The following is a 12,763-nucleotide window of genomic DNA, read 5'->3' as shown; positions in this document are numbered from 1 at the left end:
TTTTTATATGAAAGTAGTGAGTTGTGAGTAGTGAGTAGTGAGATTACAATAAGCTGTTTCCTCAATACTCAATACTCACATCGTTCATTCAACAGAAGTTATACTTGATACAGAAACCAGACGTCCGGTATCTCCAATTTCAAGGTATTGGGTGCCGTCAACAGACGTTATGGCACTCACCTCTCCGGAAATGGCGGTGGAGGCGCTTCCCGTATCCGCTTTAACCGTATAATAATAAATCCCGTCAGAATTCATGTGCCCGCTGTTTGTCAGCCCGTCCCAGGTGACTTCATTTTCTCCGCCAGTTGCCTCATCAGCAGATATTTCAATGGTATCAACTTTTTCATCATCGGCGTTATATATTGTGACCGTGACATCGGAGGCGGCGGTAAGGCTGAAGCTTAGAGCATCCCCCTGAACCTTGCCGTCTTCCACCTGGATAATTGGATGGCTGGAAGATACCGTGGTGCCAAGGTATTCAATAATGGAGGTCGAATCACTCGAAGATGAGGACGAAGACAAGGTTACGGTGGTAACATCCTCCGGATCCACCAACACACCCTTGATCACCAGGTATCCCTTTCCGTTCTGGTACGACACGGCATCCACGGTTCCGGACAGATGGGATTGTACCTCTTTGTAGCCGTCTCCGGAATTGGCCATAACCTCATAAGAGTATTCACCGTCATCCAGACTGTTACCCTCATCATCGGTACCATCCCAGGAGATCAGATACGATCCGGCCTCAACCTCGCCCTGGGACAATGAAGCCACCTTTGTTCCATTGGCATCATACACATACACAATTACTTCAGCAGGCTCATCAACCTCATAAAACCCGGAAGTTACAGCGCCGTTATCAATGGTCATTGAGGTTGCGGTTGCCGTAACGGTGAGTCCTACAAATGAATTGGCATCAACATCTTCTTCGGTACCCTTAACACCCGTCACCATTTCATCAAGTTTGTCATTGGCATTGATCAGCTGTTCAACCTGGCTGAACTGGGCCAGCTGGTCTGTGAACTGATTCGTATCTGCCGGATCAAGGGGGTTCTGATTTTCAAGCTGGGCCACCAAAAGAGTTAAAAAATCCTCGGTGCCCAATGAAGTTGTCTTGGCGGTGTCACTTTTTGAGGTCGCCTGAGTATCATAAGCCTCATAGCCGCTAACCAGTGACGAAAGGATCGAGTTATCAGACATACCTGCCTCCTTCTGGCTTTTATTAATAATGGTTGGGTCGATGCTTTAAAGTGCCAAAGAGACCTTTCCCGGTCTTACTCTGGCCTTGTCCTGGCCTTGTCCTGATCTTAATTAAACCAAGAAAGGTGCCTAAACGAATTGCATATACGCATCACAGACAAAAATTAATAAAAAGTCTCACATGATTAATTCTTTAACTGTTTACGTATAATAGATATATAGTATTTTTAAATTATATAAACATAGAAACAATCTTATGATATAAATATTTATCATTTTACCTGATATAAGATTAACACGCCGGCATTGCGTTCTTTACACATGGAAATTTTTACCTATTTCACCGGGGAAATATCCCCTTAGGGCGATACGAAATTTGATACTCGGAAGAATTTGCCTGTTAATGGCTGAAAAGAATGTATCAATGGGGGAAAAGCAAGGATTAAAAGCAGTTGCAAGCCCAAAAAAGACCCTGAAATATCATATGAATAAAGTCGTGAACAATGATTTTACGTTTCCAGCCTATGACTTTTGAATCCGTGTCAAAAAATGATTCGGATACTGAAATCATATACTTGTATCAAAAAGAAGCCCTGTCAGTTCCGCCATTTTTTCCTTTATCGTCACCAGTTCCTCGGAGGGAATTTGTTTTATAAGTTCATCTGTCTTTCTGTTTTTAATCTCCACGATCACTTGATGGTTCAATTTTTCATGCATGAAAAACCCCAGATCCGTTTGAAGACCATCCATGTATTCATTCAGGGTCTCTGCAAGTTCTTTTATCTCTTCGGCAGGCGGAGACTCTTCCTCTTTTTGTTCGGTTGCCCGGGACTGATCCGGCGCCATATTTTTGATTTTATCGGCAGTTTCTGTTGCAATGGGGCCGACCCCTGATGATTCAGCAGTCTGGGGGGTTGGAGAAACAGTATTTATCTTCATGATATTTTTCCTTCTTATCCAGTAATATATACCCATTTCAGGCCGCTTGACCCGGCTGATTTTTTATATCCATGAAAAGCGGTTTTGGTTTTACTTGTATCTAACATATGCTGTTTTAATTCATTTTTGTATTGGGTGATTCTTTCTTTCAACCGTTCATCGGTTTCCATGATCTCTTTCAATCGGGTTTGATAATGGATTATTAATTCCATATCAGGTTCATAATGGATGATGTTTGAAAAGTGGTCAAGATTGTTTTTCAGGTCTGCAAAAACAGCAGCCCGTTCAAAATTGAGCGATTCAAGATCGGGCATCAGTTCGGTTTCAAATGCATTGATCTGCTTTTCCTGGATGTCCTTGTATTTTTCCATGGATCGGTCAAGCGCGTTCAATTTGCTTTTCATAAAAAGTTGCCTTTAGCTGTTGATTTTGTTAACCACGAAGCGCATGAAGCACACGAAGAATAAAATCTCTGGGCACAATCACCCTTCGTGTCCTTCGTGCGCTTCGTGGTAAAAAGCGAATTTAGACACCCAGGTTAAATGTCATCAAGCAAAAATTGATCTCGGTTCCATGGTGTTCCCGGAATTATATCCGCCATAAGACGCCGGCGCTGTTGCCGGTGCAGCGGGTTTTCCCCCAGGATTATTCAAGACCTGGGTCTCCCATATCTCATTGAGTTTTTCAATGTAGGCAGATGCAAGATCTATTGTCTTGACATCATTGGTAAGGGAAATTTTTGGCAATTCCATCAAAATACTTGTGTAAAGCCCTCTTAAAAATCGGGTGGAGTCGTCATTCATTGTCGGATCGATGCTGGCATTAAGTTCTGATACAATGGCAATGACCCTGCTTAAATGCTCACCGCGTTTTTTCGGGCTTTTTTCAATAATTCCTTCCCTTGCACATTTTAAGTGCTTGAGCGCGCCTTTATACAGAAGATGTATCAGATTTTCAGGTGTCATACCCTCATAATGGTTGTTTAAATAGGTGTTCAGATTTTTTGCAACTGACATTCATGGCCTCCTGTTGTTTTAAAAAAGATTATTTTTCCTGGGAATTATTAAATGAGTCAAACATGCTCGTAAGGTAGTCTGACTGGGAATTCATGGTACCAATCAATGCATCCAGCCGGACAAATTGCTGGGCCATCACTTCATACCGTTTGTCCAGTCTTTCCGTGGCGGTTTCAATGCTGGTGGTCAGGCGGTCGATTTTTTCCTCGGCAGCAGTTTTTTCCCCGTTAACCACTCCGGTTGAGCTGGTCATTTCCTTTAACTTATCATTGAGTATATCTCCAAGTCCCGTGATTCCGTTGTCGCTATCACCGATAAAAAGGCTTACCACATCTTCAAAGGAAGAAGAAAATGCATCATCCAGCGCAGTTTCATCCAGGGTAATGGAGCCGTCCTCGTTTAATTCTACGCCGAGATCAAGAAGCGACGTGATGTCGCCACCGGTATCAATCAGATTTGTCATGAAAGATAGAAGATCGGACCCAAGGGATTTTATGGCATATACATCGGAAAGAATGCCATCCGTTTCCTCGTCCTGATCATATTGGGTTTGTGTATCAATTTCAGCGATCAGCTCATTATAGGTGTCAATGAGCTGAGTGATTTTTTCTTTTATATTATCGGTATCTGATGAGATGGTTAATTGAGCTTCCCCGGTTTTTTCAAAGTTCAGGGTCACCCCCTGGATAACATCTTCCAGCCCTTCGTTGGTCTGGCGCTGGTATTCATATCCATCCACACTGAACGAGGCGTTGAGGGACGCATCGTCCGCCCCCTGTATTTCCGTCATGTTAATACCGTTCAGAAAAATCCGGTTACTCTCACCTTCCGTATCTGACGTAAGGGTGAGATGCCACGGGGTGTCTGCAGAGCCGTCATTGATCAGGGCAGCCGTAACACCGCTGTTGTTTGTGTCACCATTAATCAGGGAAACCGTGTCCTGGTAAGAGGTTCCGGGGGGGACGGAAACATAGACAGGGTCACTGGCGGCGCCGGTCTGATAAGAGAACATAAGATCCGGGACAACAAAGTCCGGACCCTCGGAAACAAGGATCTGATTGTTGTTAAGGCTGTTGTCATCAGTTGACGCAAGCCTGATATAATTTCCGTCACTGCCGGTTTCAACGGTTGCGCTTACATAGGTTGTCCCGTCATCCGAAAGGTTGCCAGCAGCCGTGTTAATGGCTTTGGCAATATCCTCAAGGCTTGAATCGGCCTCAATATCAAGGGTGATGCTCTTTTGATCGTCGCCGTGGCCAATCGTAAACGACAGCGGTGTCGTTTCGGTAACCACGAGCGTGTCGGAAGATGCTATCCCTGTACTTGGTGTGGCATACATCAGTGAACTTTCTTCTTCCACGCCTGTGCTTTGCCAGGAGCTTTTCGTAGCCAGCTGATGGACATCAATAGTGTATGTGGATTGTTTGGTCCCGGATATGACACTTGCCGTGGCAATCTCTTCATCAGAGATCCCGGCGGTACGTTCCATAAAGTTGGATTCCAAGGAAAGGGATAGAGCGCTTGATTTGAGCTGAATGAGTTTGGCATTGATGCTGTCGAATTCAACCACCTGAGCTTCAAGCTTTGTTTTTTGCGTCTCTTTTATATCAATGGGGACCTTGTCTACCTCCCGCAATTGATCCAGAATATCCTGGAGTTCCAATCCCGACCCCAACCCTAAGCTTGTAATTGATCCCAATCCCATTTTATCGCCTCCTTCTGTCTACAGGGTTTCATCATCAGACAGAATATTAAGCAAAAATCATGCACATTAACATTCATTGATTATGTCTCTACTATCGGATGTGTGGGATCAAAACATTAAATTAAATTTTTTAAAATAAAGAGGCCCCCCGGCAAGTTGTTGCCGGGGGGCCTGATCAGAATCAATAGCCTGATGGTTATGGATTACTGGAGCAGGCTCATTACGTTCTGTGAGCTTGCATTGGCCTGGGACATGGCAAATGTTCCGGCCTGGGCAAGAACCTGCAGTTTTGTAAAGTTTTGAGATTCTTCCGCAAAATCAACGTCACGGATGGTTGATTCCGCTGCTGCCACATTTACACGGGTAGTGGTAATGTTGGCCTCGGTGGAGGTCAGTTGGTTCTGCACAGACCCCAGACCCGATCTAATCTTGTCCAGATCCTTCAAGGCGGCATCAGCTACTGAAATGGCGATCTGGGCATCTTCCTGAGTCAGTACGCTGAGGTCGGACAGCCGGTTGGTTTGTGCATCACTCACCTGGGCAGTGGCTGCGTTCCCGTCGGTATTGGCGGCAATGGTGCTGCCCTGGGCAATCACCGAATCTGCCTGCAGGGTCATGGCTTCACTCAGCTGATTCACTCCGCCGGTGGTGATATCGCTTTCCAGCACATTTCCGGCAGCATACACCGTTCCGTCAGCCGCAGTAATGTCATTGGTCAGGTAGGTGCCTGCCGTGATCACACTGCCCTCTGCCAGAGAAGACCCTGCTTCAAGCTGCATCTGGGTACCGGAAGCCACTTTCTCATCAGCATCCAGGGTGATGGTGCCGCCGATAGTGGATCCATTGGTAAGCATGGAACCAGCTGCCAGCTTGGTGCCGGCACCAAGGGTGAAAGCGTCATTGATTACGTCCAGATCAACTTTTGTCGCAGCGCTGCCGCCAATCGTGGATCCTGCTTTGATAAAGGTATCCGTGGTTTCAATGGTGGATCCGGCACCGATCTCCTGTTTTTTGGTGAAGTTGACATCTCCGTCAAGGTTTATCTCGCCGTTGAATGAGGATCCTGCCCTAAGAACACTGGCCGCCGCAAGTACGGAACCGGTACCCAGTGTTACTTCCTTGGTAATGCTGGCCATGTCTGCTGTGAGGGTTGAGGCCTGTTTTAGGGTGACATCGGCATTGATCTTTGATTTTGATGTTAAACTGGAGCCTTCTGCAAAGCTTGATCCTGCTTTGGCGGTTAAGGCTGCTCCAGCAGTGACTGTCGCACTGCTCTTCAGGGTAATGTCGGCGCCAATGACTGAAGTTGCTTTTAAGGAGGTGCCGTCCGCAAGCGTAGAACCTGTTTTGGCTGTCATGGCACCGGTTAACGTTGCAGCACTGCGCAAGGTGATATCCGTACCGATGGTTGAACCCGAGGACAGAGTTGATCCACCAGCCAGGGAAGAACCGATGGCCAGGGTCATATCGGCAGCGCCCGCAATAGCACTCAGAGTGAAATCAGTTGCCAGCGTGAGGTCGGTATAAATCGTATCGCCGGAGGAGATGATTGTTCCGTTGGCAAGCTTGCTGCCGGCAGCAAGGACGATATCCTGGTTTGTCAGCGCTTCATCAGCCGCAAGAATAATGTCTGTTTTCAGGGTATATTGTGCACCAGCCGCACCGCCTGATAGTGGTACTCCGTCCAAACCGGAAACAGTTATGCCGCTTCCCAGGACGGTTCCAGCCTTTAAGAGGCTGCCAGCCTTAAGCGTTGAGCCTGAACCAAGTGTGCTGGATGCTGTAAGTTCGCCGGTCTGGTAAACCGTTGTTTTTTTATGGGTATCAAGTGTCGTACCATTCCCGAGAACAGATCCCTGTTTCAGGATAGACCCGCTTGCAGTAACTGTACTGGTGGCGGTGGTGACGCCTGTTGCTTCAACGATGAGGACATTGCCGCCAAGCGTTGTGGTACTGGCAATTGTGGTTCCGGCAGATAGTGTGGACCCGATAGCCAGCGTACTGTTACCCACTGTTGCATCTGTTTGTTCAATGGTCGCAGCGGTATTTGTTAACGTTGTATTGGCAGCCAAAACTGTTCCTGCGGTCAAAACTGAACCGGAACTAATCGTGTTGTCAGCCGTGGTGGCGGCAGTCGCCTCAATAGTGGACGTACCGGCCAGTGTCACGCCAGTGCCGATTTCAGAGCCTGCAGCCAAAATACTACCGTTTATAATAGTGGAATAAAGTCCCAGGGTGCTTGAGGCTGTGGTGCTGGTAGTGGTGGTTTTTGCCTTTACGTCTCCGTTGATGGTGTCGTTAAACATAACGGTTGAACCGCTACCCAGCACCGATCCGGCTGCAAGGATGCTTCCCTCACTTGTGATAATATCATCACTAAAGGCACTAGATGCTGTTATATCCTGGTTAGTAGTCCAGCCGGCACCAATGGTAGAGTTTGCAGCGATTTTGGATCCCACGGCCGCAGTGGCGGACGAGGTGAAAGCCTCTGATTTGGCAATGTCCATCTTATTGGTCAGGGCCACCGCATCTCCGCCGTCCACGTTGGTGATCACAATGTCACTGGAACCGGTCTGGTTCAGGTTAATATGTCCCACCGTGGACATATCTTCTCCCTTGAATACGGACTGAAGGCCCTCACTGTCCGCCTTGACCTCAATGGCCCGGCCGTCCGTGGAATTCAGAGTCAGGGTGCCGTTGGCATCCACTGTGGCCAAAACGCCGTGCTGGGATGTCTTGTTGTTGATGGCCTTGACAAGAGAACCGTCTGCATCATTGGCCTGAACATTCACGCCGTTCATGGTGACACCGTTGATGGAAAATTCCGACAGTGTACCCGCACCGATGGTGCTGCTGGTAGTTGATTTAACCTCTGCCGAAGCAGATATGCCCAGCACGTCAGACAGTTTGTTGATGGAATCGGCCACGGCTGCCATGCTGTTCTCCCGGGAATTGGTGAACCCGACATCAGTGGCTTCCAGTTCAAAATTTTTGTCCTGGAGGTTGCTGTAGATTGCCAGTTCAACCCTGCCGGGAGCATCATCGGCCAGAGACAGCTTGCTGGATGTTACATGTCCGATTTTGTTGGATTCTGAGGAACCTATAGAAATGTTAACGGTTTCACCCGAATAGGCACCAACCTGAAATTGTTTGTCCGTAAAGTTACCGGACAAAAGTTTCTGGCCGTTGAAAGAAGTGGTTCTGGCTATGGTATTCATCTCTTCCATCAGTTTGTCGATATCTGACTGGATGGCGGCCCGGGATTCAGTTGTCTGGCCGTCCTGTGCAGCCTGGATCGCCTTGGTTTTGATGGTGTTGATAATGTTGATGGATTCTTCCAGGGCCGCATCTGCAGTCTGGACAATATTGATGCCGTCATTGGCGTTTTTTATGGCCTGACCAAGGCCCATAGCCTGGGACCGCAGAGAGTCGGCAATGGACATGCCTGATGCGTCGTCTGCCGCTTTGTTGATTCTCAGGCCGGATGACAGCCTTCCAAGGGATGCGGAAAGGGCATTGTCATTTTTAACCATGTTTTTGTGGGCATTGAGAGCTGCCACATTGGTGTTAAGTCTAAGCGCCATATGTATAATCCTCCATGTAAGTGATCCCCGGGAATCCTTTCCCGGTTGTTAGGGTATTGCCGGTAATTGTTCAAGGAGACAATCTACGGGGTTTTTCTCTTTTCCCCCTCCTTTTTTGCAAATCCAATTTTGTGTCTGACTATGGTTATCGGCCTGTCGAAACGATACTTTAAGGAATTAATTTGAGGTTGCGTTTTTTGATGGGCGTTGTAATACTTACGTATCAGTGTTTTCGACACCCGAATATTTATGGAGAATGTAAATGGCGAAATGGGAGAGCAATTATTTTGAAAACAACCTTTTCTTATTGAAAAAGAACCATGGCCATTTGGTTGAGGTGGTATCAGAATCCCGGATTCTTTCAGACAAAACCACGATTGTTTATGCTGAAAACGGCAAACCCAATATCCGGGTTGAAACGAGAGAAAAAGATGCAATTCTCATTCATGATCCAGATGATCCGGGCATTGAATCAGAAACTTTTTTATCCATGGTGCCGCAGGATTCCACAGGGGTTGTACTGATGTTCGGTATGGGGCTTGGGTATTCTGTGATTGAACTGCTGGAAAAAAGAAAAACCATCCAGTTTCTGATTATTTTTGAAGCAGAGCCTGATCTTTTTATTCATGCCATGCACGCAATGGATCTTTCCACTGTCTTAACTGACAAGCGGGTCGTGTTGTGTATCGGAGAGCCCGCGGATTTGCCGACTGTTATAGGACCGGCCAACCGGGCATTGATGCTGGAAGATATTCATACCCTGAATCTGCTCTCCTGTTTCAAAATAGATCCGGCTTATGAAACAATTTCCTCCCGTGTGTTTGACCTTATCAACGCATTCAACACAGAAGGGGCAACCAAAATATTGTATGGCAGGACATTTGTTGAAAACCGCTTGAAACATATGACTTCCATGCACCATGATCGAAAGCTTGAGGATCTCAAAGCACAGTTTGAAAATGTTCCGGCCCTGATTATCGCAGCGGGCCCGTCCCTGGATAAAAATATCGATCAGGTGCACAAGGCAGTCGGTAAGGCGATTATTATCTGTGTGGACACCGCCCTGCCAAATCTGCTCAACCATGATATTATTCCTGATTTTGTGACATCCATTGACTATAAGGAACTGACCTATGAAAAGATTGCCCCTGTGGCTGCGCATCCCGCCAGCCGTCGGGTCAATCTGATATGCACCACATGGGTGACGGATATGGTTCCCAAGGTATTTCCTTTTCAATCTGTTTTCTGGGCCTTTAACAACAATGCCCTGGAAAACTGGATGAATATCTCCTTAGGGGGCAGACTGGCTGTGAGCGGGGCTGGAACCGTTGCCCATCTGAATTTTGTTGCTGCAAAAATCATGGGATGTGATCCGGTGATATTTGCCGGGCAGGACCTGGCCTATTCTGAAAAGCGGAGTCACGCATCCCATGTGTCCCTGCGCAGTGATGAACAAATTAAGAAAATGCTGGAAAGTGGTGAGGAAGTGATATGGGTCAAGGGGGTGCTTGAATCCAAAGTGCCCACAAACAGGCAGATGTATGGGTATAAAAACACATTTGAAACGATGATCAAAAATTCGGGAGGGCTTGTAATAAATGCCACTGAAGGCGGGGCATTTATAGAGGGAACAGAAGCGATGCCCCTTTCAACAGCCATTGAAAATTTTTGTAACGCTCCGATTAAGTTGGACATCCAGTTTATGGGCAAACCGGTGGATCTGTTGCAGCCGGTGGAAGAAACTTACAGGAAGTTGCTGAAAATAGAGAAGCTGGCACAAAAAGTAAAAAAAACGGCAAAACCGGTGCAGGAAAAATTGAAAAAATTGCAGAATGTGACCAGTTTTGCCGGTCTGCCGAGGGACGTGCAGGAAAAAGTATCCACCTTTGATAAATATCAGATAAAAATTGATAAAGACCCGATATGGGAAATGTTTGACGAACTGACCCTGGAAAATATGCGGCAGGATGAACGTCAGAAAATGAAAATTGATTCTCTGGCCAACACCCCTGAAAAATATCTTGAATGGCTTTCCAAAAGTGTGGATCGAGTTGATAAAATCAATACAATACGAATGGAGAATCTGGGTTGGTTTAAAGATCGGATAAATGAACTTATTTCCTATTACAAAACGGAAAAAATAAAAACTGCACAGATAGAAAAAAATGAGAAAAACATAAAGAATATACTTGACCTGGCGGAACTGTATGAACAGTCTAAAAATTATGCGTTGCTTAAAAAATTACTGGATGCATATGCCCTTCAGGCAGAGAAAGGGGAAAAAAATGCAATGATCCAGTATTTTTATGGTGTCATTGCTTTGTATCATGGGGATTATGAAGCCGCTGAAAAGAATTTTGATATTGCGGTAAATTTAGATGGATTGATTTCTGAAAGGATTGCAGAAAAGCAAAGAGAAATCGGTGATTATTATTTCAAACTGGCCATGCCTAACAAGATTCCTTTAACTGGGATACGGCCATATTTTACTGAAAAGTTGTTATTAAACGGGTTGAAATCCTGCCCGGACCATACCGGTATAAGAAACATCTTTAGGCAATTTTCACAAGAAGATCTGGAAAAATCCAGGCAGGATCTGGAACCGGTCAAAAACATTGTGGAAAAATGGATTGCGCGGTTTGATGCGGAAAGCCGCTTGTTTGATTACTTGGATAAAGGTGTAATACAAACTTTTTATGGTTTATATGGTAAAAATCTTATTGCAGAAAAAAATTTTGAAGGTGCTTTGGCTGCTTTTAAAAAGGCATGGTCTATTGATCCCTGTGATCCGGATATCTGCATTGTATTGGCAGATCTATCCTTTACAATGGCAGATTTTGATTCAGGGTTGGGATATTTGAAAGAGGCGGTTGATCTGGATAAAGAATATGCAGTCTACTGGTATAATATTGGTAAGAACCTGTTTGACCAGAATGATTTCAACGGGGCTGTCATTGCATATGAAAATTATTTCAAAGCCTTGCCCGAAAACTATGGTGTTTTAAAAGAAATCGGAGACTGCTATCAGGCGCTTGGGCAGCTTGAGGCCGCAAGAGAGGCCTATCTGCAGTTTAAAAATGCGGAGATAAACAAAGTAAAATAGGGGAGCAGACAAATTATTTTTTGGTTAACACCGAAATTTCAGAATGGAAATTATCAATTTTCAATTCACCAAAAGATATGGTATCACGCGCAACCTCTTTATATTGATCAAACCAGAAAATCATTTCCTTCAGCAGTATCGGCTCCTTGACTCCCAATTCATCTGGAGTCATTTTTTTTCTTTTCCCTTCTCTTAAATTACGAAGCAAAATGTATTCCGGTTCGTGACTTTGTACCAAATTAATATAATTTTTGACTACGTCTGGCTCCATTTCCTGAAAAGAGATAAAATTGGCAAAAAGATCTATTTTTCCGCGTAATTTCGGCAATTGCCAGGGACACAAAACAACCGCACGGCATGCGTCCGGAATATTGTCAATGTCAATATGTTCCCATTCCCGGGTCTGGTCATATCCCAGCACGGAACTTTCTCCGAAAACCTCCCGCAAATAATAGGTGGCCACTGCTGCCACAGGCGGCAGATCCACATCAATGTAAAGTGCATCGGGTTCTGATTTAAGCAAAATTTCTCCAAGCGTACCGTATCCACCACCGATTTCCAGCGCCCGGTGTATGGGGTTTGGAACAATATTTTTTTTCAGGAAAACCAGGCCTTTTAAATAATTGAGAAAAGAAAGGCTGTATCGACAGTCTTCAAAAACAAATTGTTCGTTTGGATGCCCAACCTGACTTTCGCTCAAGTTCGATAGTATAGGCGGATTATTTGAATCAGCAGCCTTGAACACACGGTAATCTGCAAGTGCATTTGTATGCCCGGACAAAAGATTATAAATATCAGTGCCTGCTTTTCGGTATGGGAGAGTATCAAGCCATTTGATAAAATGGTCAATGATGTCTTTATGTCTGTAGTAAAATGGTCTGGAATAAAGCGGTACAAAAAAAGAATTTGCTGATTTGTGTGCGCGAAAACCAGAAAGCCCTTTTCGTTTAATTTCATCAATAATGGCTGCAATACACACACTCCAAAAGTCGGTGGGTGAATACAGGGGGTCTGCGTGTTGCATATCATTAATCATGGTATTTAATAATGAAAGGCAATTTGTTTCATTTTTATTCATTCTACTCTACCTCAGTGATGTCCGGTTAGGTTTTTGCATCACGTGATTTTATTGGTTCTTTGAAATTATTGTCCTCAAGCGGTTCAGAGTTGCCTTGGCCGTTAAATAACTCATTCAAAATTTTAGTTCGTAATTGCC

The 12,763-nt window shown here is 45.3% G+C and carries 9 protein-coding genes; 2 read left to right on the top strand and 7 right to left on the bottom strand.

Annotated elements, in window-relative coordinates; translation table 11 throughout:
- Positions 1-84: 84 nt before the first annotated feature.
- Positions 85-1,200, bottom strand: a complete 1,116-nt coding sequence (locus AB7U36_RS08940; protein ID WP_428159439.1) for a FlgD immunoglobulin-like domain containing protein — start codon at positions 1,198-1,200, stop codon at positions 85-87.
- Positions 1,201-1,603: 403 nt separating this feature from the next.
- On the opposite strand from AB7U36_RS08940, the gene AB7U36_RS08935 reads away from it, so the two are divergent.
- Positions 1,604-1,735, top strand: a complete 132-nt coding sequence (locus AB7U36_RS08935; RefSeq protein ID WP_320398320.1) for a hypothetical protein — start codon at positions 1,604-1,606, stop codon at positions 1,733-1,735.
- A 32-nt stretch (positions 1,736-1,767) separates the two neighbouring features.
- On the opposite strand, the gene AB7U36_RS08930 is transcribed toward AB7U36_RS08935, so the two are convergent.
- The 5 genes from AB7U36_RS08930 to AB7U36_RS08910 form a co-directional block, all read right to left on the bottom strand.
- Complete coding sequence (locus AB7U36_RS08930; RefSeq protein WP_428159438.1) at positions 1,768-2,139, bottom strand: flagellar protein FlaG; 372 nt, start codon at positions 2,137-2,139, stop codon at positions 1,768-1,770.
- A gap of 14 nt (positions 2,140-2,153) precedes the next feature.
- Positions 2,154-2,543, bottom strand: coding sequence for a hypothetical protein (locus AB7U36_RS08925; RefSeq protein WP_428159437.1), 390 nt, complete (start codon positions 2,541-2,543; stop codon positions 2,154-2,156).
- A 144-nt stretch (positions 2,544-2,687) separates the two neighbouring features.
- Positions 2,688-3,155 (bottom strand): flagellar export chaperone FliS, encoded by a 468-nt coding sequence (gene fliS / locus AB7U36_RS08920; RefSeq protein WP_428159436.1) that lies wholly within the window; start codon positions 3,153-3,155, stop codon positions 2,688-2,690.
- A gap of 28 nt (positions 3,156-3,183) precedes the next feature.
- Positions 3,184-4,860 carry a flagellar filament capping protein FliD gene (fliD, locus tag AB7U36_RS08915; RefSeq protein ID WP_428159435.1) on the bottom strand — a complete coding sequence of 559 codons (1,677 nt, stop codon included), beginning with the start codon at positions 4,858-4,860 and terminating at the stop codon, positions 3,184-3,186.
- A 203-nt stretch (positions 4,861-5,063) separates the two neighbouring features.
- Positions 5,064-8,444 carry a flagellin gene (locus AB7U36_RS08910; RefSeq protein WP_428159434.1) on the bottom strand — a complete coding sequence of 1,127 codons (3,381 nt, stop codon included), beginning with the start codon at positions 8,442-8,444 and terminating at the stop codon, positions 5,064-5,066.
- A 307-nt stretch (positions 8,445-8,751) separates the two neighbouring features.
- Here AB7U36_RS08910 and AB7U36_RS08905 point away from each other — a divergent pair, with 307 nt between their 5' ends.
- A complete protein-coding gene (locus AB7U36_RS08905; protein ID WP_428159433.1) occupies positions 8,752-11,547 on the top strand; it encodes a 6-hydroxymethylpterin diphosphokinase MptE-like protein in 2,796 nt (931 codons plus the stop codon).
- Positions 11,548-11,560: 13 nt separating this feature from the next.
- Here the strand turns inward: AB7U36_RS08905 and AB7U36_RS08900 are convergent, their stop codons facing one another.
- Positions 11,561-12,625 (bottom strand): putative sugar O-methyltransferase, encoded by a 1,065-nt coding sequence (locus AB7U36_RS08900; protein ID WP_428159432.1) that lies wholly within the window; start codon positions 12,623-12,625, stop codon positions 11,561-11,563.
- Positions 12,626-12,763 lie beyond the last annotated feature (138 nt).

Source organism: Desulfobacter sp. (assembly GCF_050177295.1).
The sequence above is the reverse complement of the archived record's forward strand: the minus strand, read 5'-3'. Positions and strand labels throughout refer to the sequence as shown.